Source organism: Litorivicinus lipolyticus, assembly GCF_009650135.1.
GTDB lineage: Bacteria > Pseudomonadota > Gammaproteobacteria > Pseudomonadales > Litorivicinaceae > Litorivicinus > Litorivicinus lipolyticus.
The window spans coordinates 1,928,757-1,942,692 of record NZ_CP045871.1; the positions used below are offsets into that span (position 1 = coordinate 1,928,757).

Here is a 13,936-nt window from a genome sequence, read left to right on the forward strand (position 1 = left end):
TTGTCTCCTCAGACCTGGACCGCACGTTCATCGATGTTGACCAGAGCAAAGCTCTTGGTTTTGGACAGCGGACGAGACTCGACCACAGTGACCAAATCACCGATGTTGCAATCATTGTTTTCGTCGTGTGCATGCACTTTTGTGCTGCGCTTAATGATCTTGCCGTACAAGGGGTGCTTAACCTTGCGCTCAATCATGACAACGATGGTTTTGTCCATTTTGTTGCTGACAACGCGGCCGGACAGGGTCCGAGCGGTAGTTTGCTCTGTCATATCTGTCTCCTTAGCCTTGCTTCTCAGCAATGATGGTTTTAACCCGGGCGATTTCGCGCTGGGTTAGCTTCAGCAGGTGGGTTTGACCCAACTGCCCGGTTGCCTTCTGTAGACGCAGCTGAAACTGCTCCTTGCGGAGGTTCATCAGCTCGTCTGTCAGAGCAGCAACGTCCTTCTCACGAAGTTCGACTGCGTTCATTACATTACCGTCCGCTTGACGAAGGTGGTTTCAAAAGGAAGCTTAGCGGCCGCGAGCGTAAATGCTTCACGGGCGGCTTCTTCTGTTACGCCTTCAATTTCATACAAAACACGACCGGGCTGGATCTGTGCGACCCAGTACTCGACGTTACCCTTACCTTTACCCTGACGTACTTCTAGGGGCTTCTGGGTGATGGGCTTGTCGGGGAAAACCCGAATCCATAACTTACCGCCACGCTTCACTTTACGAGTGATCGTACGACGACCGGCTTCAATCTGACGTGAGGTCATACGGCCGCGGCTCAATGACTTCAAACCAAACTCGCCGAAGCTAACCTTACTGCCGCGCTGTGCCAGGCCGCGGTTACGGCCTTTCTGCATTTTGCGGTATTTCATCCGCTTTGGTAGCAACATTTCCGTATAACTCCTTAACGTCCGTTCTTCTTGGCGGCGTCACGGCGCTGAGCTGCCGCGGCCTGGTCACGAACGGCTTGAATGCCACCGAGAACCTCGCCTTTGAAGACCCACACTTTGATGCCGATGATGCCGTAAGTAGTCGCAGCTTCAGCCGTGGAGTAATCGATATCCGCACGCAGTGTGTGCAAGGGCACACGACCTTCGCGGTACCACTCTGTCCGTGCAATTTCAGCGCCGCCTAAACGACCACCAACCTGCACACGAATACCTTCCGCACCTAGACGCATTGCGTTTTGGACCGCGCGCTTCATAGCACGACGGAACATAACGCGACGCTCAAGCTGGCCGGCGATGTTCTGAGCAACCAGAGCCGCATCCAATTCAGGCTTGCGAACTTCTTCAATGTTGATCTGAACGGGCACGCCCATCATCTTCGCCAATTCTTTGCGCAGGACTTCGATGTCCTCGCCTTTCTTGCCGATTACGATGCCAGGACGAGCCGTTGCGATTGTGACCTTGGCGTTAGCCGCAGGACGCTCAATACGCACGCCGCTCACCTGAGCTGCTTTTAATTTCTCGAGCAAAAATGCTCGGGCTTTCAGGTCACTCAACAAGGTTTCGCCGTACTTAGACTTGTCTGCATACCATACAGACTGGTGGTCCTTGACGATTCCGAGCCGAATGCCGGTCGGGTGTACTTTCTGACCCATGCAAACGCTCCTTAAATTTCCGAAACCTTGACGGTGATGTGACATGAACGCTTAAGAATCCGATCCGCACGGCCTTTGGCACGGGGACGGATACGCTTCATAGTCATACCTTCGTCAACGAAAATGGTAGACACCTTCAAGTCGTCGATGTCTTTGCCTTCATTATGCTCGGCGTTCGCAACTGCGGACTCGAGCACCTTCTTCACAATGGCTGCGCCTTTGCGGGTGCTGAAAGACAGGATGTCCAGAGCCTGATCAACGCGCTTACCGCGAATTTGATCAGCTACCAAACGTGCCTTTTGCGCCGACATCCGAGCACCACTTAGCTTTGCTGCTACTTCTGTCATGGCTTAGCGTCCCTTCTTGGCTTTTTTGTCAGCCGCGTGACCGCGGTAAGTACGCGTAGGTGCGAACTCACCGAGCTTGTGACCAACCATTTCTTCGGTTACGAACACCGGTACGTGCTGCTTGCCGTTGTGCACAGCAATTGTCAGACCGACCATGGTCGGAATAATCATGCTACGACGCGACCAGGTCTTAACCGGACGCTTGTCATTAGCTTCGCTCGCCGTTTCGACCTTCTTAAGAAGGTGAAGGTCGATGAACGGTCCCTTACGTAGAGAACGAGGCATCTATCTCTCTCCTTATTTCTGGCCGCGACGGCGGACAATGAATTTATCGGTGCGCTTGTTAGAACGCGTCTTGTAACCCTTGGTCGGAACACCCCAAGGCGTAACCGGGTGACGGCCACCTGAAGTACGACCTTCACCACCACCGTGAGGGTGGTCGACAGGGTTCATCACAACACCACGAACCGTCGGACGGATACCACGCCAGCGCGAAGCACCGGCCTTACCCAACTGACGCAAGCTGTGTTCTGAGTTAGACACTTCACCCAGGGTTGCACGGCATTCCACAGGAATACGACGCATCTCACCGGAACGCAGACGTACGGTTGCGTACGCACCTTCACGCGCCACTAGCTGAGCACTGGTGCCCGCTGAACGTGCGATCTGGCCACCCTTACCGGGGCGCATTTCGATGTTGTGGATCGTTGAACCCACGGGGATGTTGCGAATCGGCAAGCACGAGCCGGCTTTCATGGGAGCGTCAACACCACTGCGAACAGAGTCGCCAGCGAACACACCCTTGGGGGCCAGAATATAACGGCGCTCGCCGTCTGCGTACAAAACCAACGCAATGTGTGCGCTACGGTTAGGATCGTATTCGATACGCTCAACTTTGCCGGGAATCCCGTCTTTGTTGCGCTTGAAATCGACAACACGGTAGTGGTGCTTGTGACCGCCGCCCACGTGACGTGTTGTGATACGACCCTGGTTGTTACGACCACCGGTCTTGTTTTTCTTCTCTAGCAAAGGCGCGTACGGAGCACCCTTGTGCAAGTGGGGATGAACCACTTTGACAAGGTGACGACGGCCCGGAGAAGTAGGTTTAGTCTTAATTACAGGCATTTTACTTCCCTTATTCGCCGCCCAGCTCGATCTCTTGGCCTTCGGCCAAGGTCACGTACGCCTTGCGGATGTCGTTGCGCTTACCAAAACCACGCGCAGTACGCTTAGTCTTGCCCTTGATGTTCACAGTGTTAACGCGAAGAACCGTGACTTCGAACAACTGCTCGACGGCCAACTTAATTTCGCGCTTAGTGGCGTCGGGCGACACCTTGAAGGTGTACTGGTTGTTCGCTTCAGCGATCAACGTAGCCTTCTCAGAGATGTGCGGTGCGACGATCACTTGGTACAGACGTTCGTTGTTCATACCAGCTTCTCCTCGATGCGCTTCACAGCGTCCACGGTCATGATGACCTTGTCGAAGCCGATCAAGCTGACAGGATCAACACCCGCTACGTCGACCGCAGTCACGTAAGGAATGTTGCGAGCAGCCAAGAACACGTTCGCGTCTAGGTCTTCGGTGACGATCAATGCACCACGATTACAGCCGAGCTCAGCCAAACGCGCTGCCATCAACTTGGTTTTGGCTTCAGCCAATTCCATTGAAGACACAACGATCAGACGATCCTGACGGACCAACTCAGACAAAATGCTACGAACTGCAGCACGGTACATTTTACGGTTAACTTTTTGCTCATGGTCACGCGGACGTGCAGCAAAGGTCACACCACCGCTGCGCCAGATCGGGCTACGGATGGTGCCGGCACGAGCGCGGCCAGTACCTTTCTGACGCCACGGCTTCTTGCCGCCGCCAGACACATCAGAGCGAGTCTTCTGTGCTTTAGTGCCCTGACGAGCACCTGCCATGAATGCAGTAACAACCTGGTGGATCAGCGCTTCATTGAAGTCGCGACCAAACACGTCGTCTGAAACTTGTTGTGCGCCGCCGCCGGCGATTTGAATTTCCATCGTCGACTCCTATTAGCGCTTGATTTTAACGGTAGGTGTGACCAAAACGTCACCGTTGTTAGCACCGGGCACTGCGCCCTTGACCAACAGCAGATTGCGCTCTGCGTCTACACGAATGATCTCGAGAGACTGAGTCGTAACGCGCTCAGCACCCATGTGACCAGCCATTTTCTTGCCTTTGAATACGCGACCGGGGGTTTGGCACTGACCAATAGAACCCGGGGCACGGTGGCTCAAAGAGTTACCGTGAGTGGCGTCTTGCATAGAGAAGTTCCAACGCTTAATCGCGCCCTGGAAACCCTTACCCTTTGACTGACCCGTCACGTCGACTTTCTGGCCTGCTTCAAACGCCGCTACAGTCAATTCAGAGCCCACAGCCGGCAATTCTTCGCCTTCGGCACGCATTTCCCAAAATCCACGACCCACTTGCACGCCATTCTTGTTGACGTGACCCTGGACGGGCTTGGAAACACGAGACAAACGACGTTCGCCTACAGTGACCTGAACAGCTGCATAGCCGTCAGTTTCATCAGTTTTGACCTGAGCTACGCGGTTAGGCGTTACCTCAATAACAGTCACGGGCACTGATACGCCCTCCTCGGTGAACACCCGAGTCATACCAGCCTTACGGCCGATCAATCCAATAGCCATTTGCTATCTCCATTCCGCCTGCATACGGGGCTTTAACCCGCTATGGCCCTTTCGGTTCTACACACGCACCGGTTGTCGCCAACGTCCGCCCGGTTTTCGGCGGGTTGGTTTGTTAACTAGCCGAGGCTAATTTGAACATCTACGCCTGCTGCCAGATCGAGCTTCATCAGGGCGTCTACGGTCTTGTCAGTGGGCTCGATAATGTCGAGCATCCGCTTATGAGTCCGCATTTCGTACTGATCGCGCGCGTCTTTGTTGACGTGCGGTGAAACCAGAACGGTGTAACGCTCTTTACGCGTCGGCAGAGGAATCGGGCCATTGACTTGGGCGCCAGTGCGCTTAGCCGTGTCTACGATTTCCTGTGCTGAGGCGTCGATCAAACGGTGATCAAACGCTTTCAGACGGATGCGGATCTTTTGGTTCTGCATCGCTGCGTTTACTCCTAGTAAATTCTCTGGGCACGAAAGTGCACCCGGAAAATGGGAGCGCGAATATTAGAGGGACGAAGAGGTAACGTCAAGGCGTAATACGCCGGGCAACGCGAGGCATAAAAAAGCCCCGGCGATTGCCAGGGCTTCTTTGTGGGCCCGAAGGCCCCACTGAACATTTCAACGACCGGGCCCGTGAGCCCAGCCGCATCAAATTAGTTCAGGATTTTAGCGACAACACCTGCGCCAACGGTACGGCCACCTTCGCGAATCGCGAAACGCAGGCCTTCTTCCATTGCGATCGGTGCGATCAGCGTCACGGTCATCTGGATGTTATCACCCGGCATGACCATTTCAACGCCTTCAGGCAGCTCACAAGCGCCAGTCACGTCAGTCGTACGGAAGTAGAACTGCGGACGGTAGCCTTTGAAGAACGGCGTGTGACGGCCACCTTCGTCTTTGCTCAATACGTATACTTCCGCAGTGAACTCAGTGTGAGGCTTGATCGTGCCCGGCTTAGCCAGAACCTGACCACGCTGAACGTCGTCACGCTTAGTACCACGCAGCAAGACACCAACGTTCTCGCCTGCACGACCTTCGTCAAGCAGCTTGCGGAACATTTCAACACCCGTACAGGTGGTCTTGGTGGTGTCCGCGATGCCGATGATTTCCAGCTCGTCACCAACGTTTACGATGCCACGCTCAACACGACCCGTGACAACCGTGCCACGACCCGAGATTGAGAACACGTCTTCGATCGGCAGCAAGAACGGCTGATCTACCGCACGCTCAGGCTCAGGAATGTACGTGTCCAGCGTCTCTACCAACTTCTGTACTGCGGGCATACCGATGTCAGACGTGTCGCCTTCCAAAGCCTTCAGTGCAGAACCGATGATGATCGGCGTGTCGTCACCCGGGAATTCGTACTGGTCTAGCAATTCACGAATTTCCATCTCGACCAGTTCCAACAACTCTTCGTCGTCGACCATGTCCGCTTTGTTCATGAACACGACGATGTAAGGAACACCGACCTGACGTGACAGCAAGATGTGCTCGCGCGTCTGAGGCATCGGGCCGTCAGCAGCTGAACAGACCAAGATCGCGCCGTCCATCTGGGCAGCACCGGTGATCATGTTCTTGACGTAGTCGGCGTGGCCGGGGCAGTCAACGTGGGCGTAGTGACGAATCGTGCTTTCGTACTCTACGTGCGACGTTGCAATGGTAATACCACGCTCACGCTCTTCAGGTGCGTTATCGATCTGGTCGAATGCTTGCGCTTCGCCGCCGAAAACTTCCGCGCATACGCGAGTCAATGCCGCTGTCAGTGTAGTTTTACCGTGGTCAACGTGACCAATGGTGCCGACGTTTACGTGCGGCTTGGAACGTTCAAAAGTAGCTTTTGCCATGATTAGGCTCCCAATATTGGAACGGAATTAACCGTTGTTCTTTTTAATGATTTCGTCAGCCACTGAGTTCGGCGCTTCCGCGTACTTAGTGAACTCCATGCTGTACGACGCACGACCCTGCGTGAAACCACGCAGGTCAGTCGCGTAACCAAACATTTCAGCGAGAGGAACTTCAGCAGTCACGATTTTAATACCGTTAACGCCGTCATCCATACCACTGACCAAACCGCGACGACGGTTCAAGTCACCAATCACGTCACCCATGTTTTCTTCGGGCGTTGTGACTTCAACTTTCATGATGGGCTCAAGCACGGCAGGGTTTGCCAGCAGAGCGCCCTTCTTCATTGCCATAGAGCCGGCAACCTTAAAGGCCATCTCGTTAGAGTCGACATCGTGGTAAGAACCGTCGATCAAGGTCGCCTGAACACCCAACAAGGGGTAGCCGGCCAAGACACCGTTCTTCATTTGCTCTTCGATACCCTTCGATACCGCAGGGATGTATTCCTTGGGAACTACACCACCGACGATTTCGTTGACGAATTCGAAGTTTTCTTCGCCGTCCAAGGGCAGCGGAGCCAGCTTGATCACAACGTGACCGTACTGACCGCGACCGCCTGACTGGCGTACGAACTTGCCTTCAACTTCGACGGCGTCACGGATGCACTCACGGTAAGAAACCTGGGGTGCACCGATGTTCGCTTCGACGCTGAATTCACGACGCATACGGTCAACCAAGATATCGAGGTGCAATTCACCCATACCCGAGATGATCGTCTGGCCAGTTTCTTCGTCAGTCTTGACGCGGAACGACGGATCTTCCTGGGCCAACTTGCCCAACGCGATACCCATCTTTTCCTGGTCAGCTTTGGACTTCGGCTCAACCGCGACACTAATCACGGGCTCAGGGAACTCCATACGCTCAAGCACGATAGGCTTGTCCAGTGCGCACAAGGTGTCGCCCGTGGTGACGTCTTTCAGACCGACCGCAGCGGCGATATCACCGGCACGAACTTCTTTGATTTCTTCACGGGTGTTGGCGTGCATCTGAACCATACGGCCGACACGCTCTTTCTTGCTCTTAACCGAGTTGTAAACGCCGTCGCCTGAGTTCAGGACGCCAGAGTAGACACGGAAGAACGTCAGCGTACCGACGAAGGGGTCGGTTGCGATTTTGAAGGCCAACGCAGCAAAAGGTGCTTCGTCAGCGGCTTCACGAACTTCTTCGATTTCGTCGTCAACCAAGCCGGTGATCGCCTTGACGTCAGTCGGAGCGGGCAAGTATTCGATGACCGCGTCCAACACTGCCTGGACACCCTTGTTCTTGAATGCGCTACCGCACAAGCAAGGAACGATTTCCTGGCGCAGGGTACGCTCACGCAAACCCAACTTGATTTCTTCTTCGGTCAAGGTGCCTTCTTCGAGGTACTTTTCCATGTACTCGTCGTTAGCTTCAGCCGCCGCTTCCATCATCTCTTCGCGCAATTGCTCGCACTCGTCAACCATGTCAGCCGGGATCTCTTCGTATTCGAAGGTGGCACCCATGTCGTCCTCGCTCCACGCGATGAACTTCATTTTGACCAAATCGATGACGCCCTTGAATTCTTTTTCAGAACCCACGTTCAACTGGATCGGAACCGCAGTGGCGCCCAAGCGCTTACGGATCTGACCGACGACACGCATAAAGTCTGCGCCATCACGATCCATCTTGTTGACGAAACAAATACGCGGAACGCCGTACTTGTCAGCCTGACGCCAAACGGTTTCAGACTGCGGCTCAACACCTGAGGAAGCACAGAATACAACCACACTGCCGTCAAGTACGCGCATGGAGCGCTCTACTTCGATCGTGAAGTCAACGTGACCCGGGGTGTCGATGATGTTGATGCGGTGCTGATCGAACTGCTGCTGCATACCGGCCCAGAAGGTCGTAGTCGCAGCCGAAGTAATAGTAATACCTCGCTCCTGCTCCTGTGCCATCCAGTCCATGGTCGCCGCGCCGTCGTGAACTTCACCGATCTTGTGGCTGATGCCTGTGTAAAACAGGATGCGCTCGGTAGTCGTGGTTTTACCCGCGTCTACGTGGGCCGCAATACCGATGTTGCGGTACTTACTAATTGGGGTGGTACGTGCCACGTTAGTCTCTCCAATAAAGGGGGAAAGGCGCCGCACATTGCTGTGCCGCGCCTTTTCAATGGCCGATTAGAAGCGGAAGTGCGAGAACGCCTTGTTCGCTTCAGCCATACGGTGGACGTCTTCGCGCTTCTTAACAGCAGCGCCACGACCTTCGACCGCATCCATCATTTCGCCAGCAAGACGCAATTCCATGCTCTTCTCGCCACGCTTACGTGAGAAGTCCACCAACCAACGCATTGCCAAGGCAGTACGACGGCTCGGGCGAACTTCGACCGGCACCTGGTAAGTCGCACCACCGACACGACGAGACTTAACCTCGACCGACGGCTGGATGGCTTCCAGAGAGCTTGCGAATACTTCTAGCGGGTCATTGCCCGAACGCTCTTGGACTCGGTCCAAAGCGCCGTATACGATTTTCTCGGCGACTGATTTTTTACCATGCACCATGACATGGTTGATGAACTTAGCTAGTTGTTGGCTACCAAACTTAGGATCAGGCAGGATCTCCCGCTTGGCGGCGACGCGACGTCTTGGCATCTTTATTTCCTTTTTTCAGGGACCCCGGTAATTAACCCGGGCCTTACTTTCAGCCTTCGCAGGAAGACTGGATTAAATTTACTAAAGGGGGATTACCCCTTAGGGCGTTTAGCACCGTACTTAGAACGGCCCTGACGACGATCGGAAACACCCGACGCATCCAAGGTTCCGCGAACTGTGTGGTAACGAACACCCGGCAAATCTTTTACACGACCGCCGCGAATCAGAACCACTGAGTGCTCTTGTAGGTTGTGGCCTTCACCGCCGATGTACGAAGTAACTTCGAACCCGTTGGTCAAACGCACACGACATACTTTACGCAGTGCTGAGTTAGGTTTCTTAGGTGTCGTTGTGTATACGCGAGTGCACACACCACGACGCTGGGGGCACGCTTGCAACGCAGGCACGTCGGTCTTCTGGACCTTGCGCTTACGGGGCTTGCGAACCAACTGGTTAATGGTTGCCATTAATATTGGACTCCTGCCATTCAAAAATACGCCTCGGCCACCGTTTGACGGTTTTACCGAGGCGCGCATAGTAGAGACTGACCAGCCGACCGTCAACCCAAGGGCAACGGTCGGTCGGCCGACCGAGGCTTATAGGCCGCCGGTCAAATCCCCGATTTCTTCGGCCAATGCCGCCGCGACTTCCGCCGCGGTAACACCGCCTGAATTACTTTCGGCCTGCTCGGCGCCACGCTTGCGCTTGCGCTCTGCGTGGTAAGCCAAACCAGTACCGGCCGGAATCAAACGACCCACGACCACGTTTTCTTTCAAGCCACGCAACGGATCGCGCTTGCCGGTGACGGCAGCCTCGGTCAATACACGCGTCGTTTCCTGGAACGATGCCGCCGAAATAAACGACTCCGTTGCCAGCGATGCTTTGGTGATACCCAGCAACAGACGCTCAAACTTAGCCGGGTACTTTTCGTTACCGACCAAGCCTGCGTTAACACGCTTAACGTCCTGGAATTCAACGGTTTCACCGGTGATCAACTTGGAATCAGCCGAGTCCGTGATCTCCGCTTTACGCAGCATCTGACGGATGATGACTTCAATGTGCTTGTCGTTGATCACAACACCCTGGAGGCGATAAACCTCTTGGATCTCGTTGGTGATGTAACGAGCCAGCTCGCTAACACCCAACAAACGCAACAGGTCATGAGGATCGGTCGGGCCATCGGCGACGATGTCACCCTTAGCCACTTCTTCACCTTCGTAAACGCTGAGCTGACGCTCTTTCGGAATCAAACGTTCGACGGGTTCGTTGCCATCGGTGGGCGAGATCACCAAGCGGTTTTTACCCTTGGTTTCCTTACCGAAGCTGACGATACCGCTGATGTCGGCACGAATCGCGGCACCTTTCGGGCGACGCGCTTCGAACAAGTCAGCAACACGCGGCAAACCACCGGTGATGTCACGCGTCTTCGAGCCTTCCTGCGGCATACGGGCGATAACCGCACCGGTACCGACAATGTCACCATCCGACAGCGAGACCAACGCGCCGCCTTGCAGTTGGTACTGTGCAATCGGCTCGTCAGACTTTTTGGCGTCCTGTGCGTACAGCTGAATCAGGGGCTTGATGTCTTTACCAGCCACCGGCCGGTCTTTGCCGTCCAGCACTTCGATCATGCTCATACCCGTCAGGTCATCAGTCTGGACCTTAATGGTGATGCCCTGTTCCATGCCCTGGAAGCGAACGACACCGCCCTTCTCTGTGATCAAGGGGTGCGTGTGCGGATCCCAAGTCGCGACCGGCGCGCCGGCTTCAACCGTGGCGCCTTCTTTGCCCGAAATTATAGCGCCATACGGCAGCTTGTAAGCTTCGCGCTCGCGTCCCTGAACATCGGTAATAACCAGCTGGCCGGAACGTGACACCGCAACCAGGTTGCCGTCTTCACGCTCTACCGTTTTCAGGTTGATCAGTTTAATCGTACCGCCGTGCTTCACTTCGATGCGGTCGGCAGCCGACGCTCGGCTTGCTGCACCACCAATGTGGAAGGTACGCATGGTCAGCTGGGTACCCGGCTCACCAATGGACTGCGCGGCAATAACACCGACCGACTCGCCGACGTTGACCTGGTGGCCACGGCCTAGGTCACGACCGTAACAAGCGGCACAAATACCGTGGTATTCCTCACACACGATGGGCGAGCGCACCAAGACACGGTCAACGCCCATGCCTTCAAGGCGCGCAACACTGGTTTCATCTAGCAGCGTACCGCGTTCGAAGACCACTTCGCCCGTGCCGGTATCGGCAACGTCTTCGGCGACGACACGACCCAGTACACGCTGTGCCAAGGGAACGACCACGTCACCGCCTTCGATCAAGGGTGTCATTTCGACACCGTGCTCGGTACCACAATCCAGCGCCGTGATGACCATGTCCTGTGCCACGTCAACCAAACGACGTGTCAAGTAACCCGAGTTTGCCGTTTTCAATGCGGTGTCGGCCAAGCCTTTACGCGCACCGTGGGTCGAGATGAAGTACTGCAGTACCGACAAACCTTCACGGAAGTTAGCCGTAATCGGCGTTTCGATAATCGAACCGTCCGGACGTGCCATCAAACCACGCATACCCGCCAACTGACGAATCTGCGCCGCGCTGCCTCGAGCGCCCGAGTCAGCCATCATAAAGACGCTGTTAAAGCTAGGACGTTCGACTTCGTTGCCGTCTTTGTCGATGGCGATATCTTTACCGATACGCTCCATCATCTTTTTGGCAACCATGTCGTTAGCACGCGCCCAGATATCGACCACCTTGTTGTACTTCTCACCTTGGGTTACCAAGCCGGATGCGTACTGCTGCTCGATCTCTTTCACTTGCTCTTCGGCTTCGCCCACGATCTGTGCTTTGGCATCCGGGATCTCGAAGTCGTTAACACCGATCGATGAACCCGAGCGCGTGGCGTAGGCAAAACCGGTGTACATCAGTTGGTCAGCAAAAATGACCGCGTCTTTCAAACCGACGCGGCGGTAGCATTCGTTGATCAACGACGAAATGGCTTTCTTAGTCATGTCGCGGTTGACCAAGTCGTAGCCCAAACCAACCGGCAGGATGTTCGACAGCAAGGCACGACCGACCGTGGTGTCGACCATGCGAACGCCCTCAGTACGGTTGCCTTCCAGGTCAATATTAACGTCCAAGATACGGACGCTGACACGGGCCTGAAGGTGAACCTTACGAGCGCCGTAGGCACGCGCCACTTCGTCCGTCGACGCGAACTTCATACCGTCGCCCAAGGCGTCGAAACGTTCACGAGTCATGTAGTACAGACCCAAGACCACGTCTTGTGAGGGCACGATGATCGGCTCGCCGTTGGCCGGCGACAACACGTTGTTGGTCGACATCATTAGCGCACGCGCTTCGAGCTGTGCTTCGATGGTCAACGGCAAGTGAACCGCCATTTGGTCACCGTCAAAGTCGGCGTTATAGGCCGCACACACCAGCGGGTGCAGCTGAATTGCCTTGCCTTCAATCAGCAAGGGTTCAAACGCTTGAATGCCCAAACGGTGCAGCGTCGGCGCTCGGTTCAACAAGACCGGGTGTTCACGGATCACGTCAGCCAGGATATCCCAGACTTCTGCGGTTTCGCGCTCGACCATTTTCTTGGCCATCTTGATGGTGGTCGCCAGTCCCTGTGCTTCCAGACGGCTGTAGATGAAGGGCTTGAACAGTTCAAGCGCCATCTTCTTGGGCAGACCACACTGGTGCAACTTCAGGCTAGGCCCGACCACGATCACAGAACGGCCGGAGTAATCGACTCGCTTACCCAACAAGTTCTGACGGAAACGACCCTGCTTACCCTTGATCATGTCAGCCAGTGACTTCAACGGACGCTTGTTAGAGCCTGTAATGGCGCGGCCACGACGGCCATTATCCAACAGCGCGTCGACCGATTCCTGCAACATTCGCTTTTCGTTACGAACGATGATGTCAGGCGCACGCAACTCAAGCAGACGTTTAAGACGGTTGTTACGGTTGATCACACGGCGGTACAGATCGTTAAGATCCGAGGTCGCAAAGCGCCCCCCATCCAGCGGCACCAACGGACGCAAATCCGGCGGTAGTACCGGCAGCACTTCCATGATCATCCACTCAGGACGGTTGCCCGATTGCTGGAAGGCTTCCAGCAGCTTCAAGCGCTTGGCGATCTTCTTGATGCGGGTCTCAGAGCCCGTGCTCTCGAGCTCTTCGCGCAGCTGCGCGATTTCCGCATCCAGGTCCATATCGATCATGTACTGCTGAATCGCTTCAGCGCCCATCAAGGCGGTGAATTCCTCGCCTTCTTCGTCGACCAGCTGGTAGTACTCTTCTTCGCTCAGGACCTGACCTGCGCTGAGGCTAGTCAGGGCCGGATCGGTGACCATGTAAGCTTCGAAGTACAGCACGCGCTCAATGTCACGCAGCGTCATGTCCAGCATCAAGCCGATGCGCGAGGGCAACGACTTCAAGAACCAGATGTGAGCCACGGGGCTCGCCAGCTCGATGTGGCCCATGCGCTCACGGCGTACCTTAGCCAAGGTGACTTCAACGCCACACTTTTCACAGATCACACCACGGTGCTTCAGACGCTTGTACTTACCGCACAGGCACTCGTAGTCCTTGACCGGCCCAAAGATTCGGGCACAGAACAGACCATCGCGCTCAGGCTTGAAGGTACGGTAGTTGATGGTTTCGGGCTTCTTAACTTCGCCAAACGACCAGCTGCGAATTTCCGCGGGGCTAGAGAGGCCGATGCGGATCGCATCGAACTCGTTGTTGGCACCCTGTTGACGCAACAGATTCATCAAATCTTTCATAGTT

The 13,936-nt window shown here is 55.2% G+C and carries 16 protein-coding genes; all 16 read right to left on the bottom strand.

Features of this window, described 5'->3' with window-relative positions; genetic code table 11:
* Window positions 1-8 precede the first annotated feature (8 nt).
* A complete protein-coding gene (gene rpsQ, locus GH975_RS09830) occupies window positions 9-272 on the bottom strand; it encodes a 30S ribosomal protein S17 (protein ID WP_153714356.1) in 264 nt (87 codons plus the stop codon).
* Window positions 273-282: 10 nt separating this feature from the next.
* On the bottom strand, window positions 283-471 hold the full coding sequence (rpmC, locus tag GH975_RS09835; RefSeq protein ID WP_153714357.1) for a 50S ribosomal protein L29: 189 nt from the start codon (window positions 469-471) through the stop codon (window positions 283-285).
* The gene (gene rplP, locus GH975_RS09840; protein ID WP_153714358.1) at window positions 471-884 is read right to left on the bottom strand and encodes a 50S ribosomal protein L16; all 414 of its coding nucleotides are present in this window, start codon (window positions 882-884) and stop codon (window positions 471-473) included. Before rplP ends, rpmC begins: the two co-directional genes overlap by 1 nt.
* Window positions 885-898: 14 nt before the next feature.
* The gene (gene rpsC / locus GH975_RS09845; protein WP_153714359.1) at window positions 899-1,597 is read right to left on the bottom strand and encodes a 30S ribosomal protein S3; all 699 of its coding nucleotides are present in this window, start codon (window positions 1,595-1,597) and stop codon (window positions 899-901) included.
* A gap of 11 nt (window positions 1,598-1,608) precedes the next feature.
* Window positions 1,609-1,944, bottom strand: a complete 336-nt coding sequence (rplV, locus tag GH975_RS09850; RefSeq protein ID WP_153714360.1) for a 50S ribosomal protein L22 — start codon at window positions 1,942-1,944, stop codon at window positions 1,609-1,611.
* Between the two features lie 3 nt (window positions 1,945-1,947).
* Complete coding sequence (gene rpsS, locus GH975_RS09855) at window positions 1,948-2,229, bottom strand: 30S ribosomal protein S19 (RefSeq protein WP_153714361.1); 282 nt, start codon at window positions 2,227-2,229, stop codon at window positions 1,948-1,950.
* Between the two features lie 12 nt (window positions 2,230-2,241).
* Complete coding sequence (rplB, locus tag GH975_RS09860) at window positions 2,242-3,069, bottom strand: 50S ribosomal protein L2 (RefSeq protein WP_153714362.1); 828 nt, start codon at window positions 3,067-3,069, stop codon at window positions 2,242-2,244.
* 10 nt (window positions 3,070-3,079) lie between these two features.
* Complete coding sequence (gene rplW / locus GH975_RS09865) at window positions 3,080-3,373, bottom strand: 50S ribosomal protein L23 (protein ID WP_153714363.1); 294 nt, start codon at window positions 3,371-3,373, stop codon at window positions 3,080-3,082.
* Window positions 3,370-3,975, bottom strand: a complete 606-nt coding sequence (rplD, locus tag GH975_RS09870) for a 50S ribosomal protein L4 (protein ID WP_153714364.1) — start codon at window positions 3,973-3,975, stop codon at window positions 3,370-3,372. The genes rplW and rplD overlap by 4 nt, the downstream gene beginning before the upstream one ends.
* 12 nt (window positions 3,976-3,987) lie before the next feature.
* On the bottom strand, window positions 3,988-4,626 hold the full coding sequence (gene rplC, locus GH975_RS09875) for a 50S ribosomal protein L3 (protein WP_153714365.1): 639 nt from the start codon (window positions 4,624-4,626) through the stop codon (window positions 3,988-3,990).
* Window positions 4,627-4,742: 116 nt separating this feature from the next.
* Window positions 4,743-5,054 (bottom strand): 30S ribosomal protein S10, encoded by a 312-nt coding sequence (gene rpsJ, locus GH975_RS09880; RefSeq protein WP_153714366.1) that lies wholly within the window; start codon window positions 5,052-5,054, stop codon window positions 4,743-4,745.
* 215 nt (window positions 5,055-5,269) lie between these two features.
* Window positions 5,270-6,460 (bottom strand): elongation factor Tu, encoded by a 1,191-nt coding sequence (gene tuf / locus GH975_RS09885; RefSeq protein WP_153714367.1) that lies wholly within the window; start codon window positions 6,458-6,460, stop codon window positions 5,270-5,272.
* A 27-nt stretch (window positions 6,461-6,487) separates the two neighbouring features.
* Window positions 6,488-8,593: an elongation factor G gene (gene fusA / locus GH975_RS09890; protein ID WP_153714368.1), complete on the bottom strand. Its 2,106-nt coding sequence runs from the start codon at window positions 8,591-8,593 to the stop codon at window positions 6,488-6,490.
* Between the two features lie 66 nt (window positions 8,594-8,659).
* Entirely contained in the window at window positions 8,660-9,130 is a 471-nt protein-coding gene (gene rpsG / locus GH975_RS09895; RefSeq protein WP_153714369.1) for a 30S ribosomal protein S7, read from the bottom strand.
* A gap of 92 nt (window positions 9,131-9,222) precedes the next feature.
* On the bottom strand, window positions 9,223-9,597 hold the full coding sequence (gene rpsL / locus GH975_RS09900; RefSeq protein WP_153714370.1) for a 30S ribosomal protein S12: 375 nt from the start codon (window positions 9,595-9,597) through the stop codon (window positions 9,223-9,225).
* Between the two features lie 129 nt (window positions 9,598-9,726).
* Window positions 9,727-13,932 carry a DNA-directed RNA polymerase subunit beta' gene (gene rpoC / locus GH975_RS09905; RefSeq protein ID WP_153714371.1) on the bottom strand — a complete coding sequence of 1,402 codons (4,206 nt, stop codon included), beginning with the start codon at window positions 13,930-13,932 and terminating at the stop codon, window positions 9,727-9,729.
* Window positions 13,933-13,936: the final 4 nt, after the last annotated feature.

What these genes read in the sequence shown, in the direction of transcription:
- rplW (WP_153714363.1), bottom strand. Translation starts at nt 3,373, where the DNA reads ATGAACAACGAACGTCTGTACCAAGTGATCGTCGCACCGCACATCTCT.
- rpsL (WP_153714370.1), bottom strand. Translation starts at nt 9,597, where the DNA reads ATGGCAACCATTAACCAGTTGGTTCGCAAGCCCCGTAAGCGCAAGGTC.
- rpmC (WP_153714357.1), bottom strand. Translation starts at nt 471, where the DNA reads ATGAACGCAGTCGAACTTCGTGAGAAGGACGTTGCTGCTCTGACAGAC.
- rpoC (WP_153714371.1), bottom strand. Translation starts at nt 13,932, where the DNA reads ATGAAAGATTTGATGAATCTGTTGCGTCAACAGGGTGCCAACAACGAG.
- rplC (WP_153714365.1), bottom strand. Translation starts at nt 4,626, where the DNA reads ATGGCTATTGGATTGATCGGCCGTAAGGCTGGTATGACTCGGGTGTTC.
- rpsQ (WP_153714356.1), bottom strand. Translation starts at nt 272, where the DNA reads ATGACAGAGCAAACTACCGCTCGGACCCTGTCCGGCCGCGTTGTCAGC.
- rplD (WP_153714364.1), bottom strand. Translation starts at nt 3,975, where the DNA reads ATGGAAATTCAAATCGCCGGCGGCGGCGCACAACAAGTTTCAGACGAC.
- rpsG (WP_153714369.1), bottom strand. Translation starts at nt 9,130, where the DNA reads ATGCCAAGACGTCGCGTCGCCGCCAAGCGGGAGATCCTGCCTGATCCT.
- rpsS (WP_153714361.1), bottom strand. Translation starts at nt 2,229, where the DNA reads ATGCCTCGTTCTCTACGTAAGGGACCGTTCATCGACCTTCACCTTCTT.
- rplB (WP_153714362.1), bottom strand. Translation starts at nt 3,069, where the DNA reads ATGCCTGTAATTAAGACTAAACCTACTTCTCCGGGCCGTCGTCACCTT.
- rplP (WP_153714358.1), bottom strand. Translation starts at nt 884, where the DNA reads ATGTTGCTACCAAAGCGGATGAAATACCGCAAAATGCAGAAAGGCCGT.
- rpsJ (WP_153714366.1), bottom strand. Translation starts at nt 5,054, where the DNA reads ATGCAGAACCAAAAGATCCGCATCCGTCTGAAAGCGTTTGATCACCGT.
- rplV (WP_153714360.1), bottom strand. Translation starts at nt 1,944, where the DNA reads ATGACAGAAGTAGCAGCAAAGCTAAGTGGTGCTCGGATGTCGGCGCAA.
- tuf (WP_153714367.1), bottom strand. Translation starts at nt 6,460, where the DNA reads ATGGCAAAAGCTACTTTTGAACGTTCCAAGCCGCACGTAAACGTCGGC.
- rpsC (WP_153714359.1), bottom strand. Translation starts at nt 1,597, where the DNA reads ATGGGTCAGAAAGTACACCCGACCGGCATTCGGCTCGGAATCGTCAAG.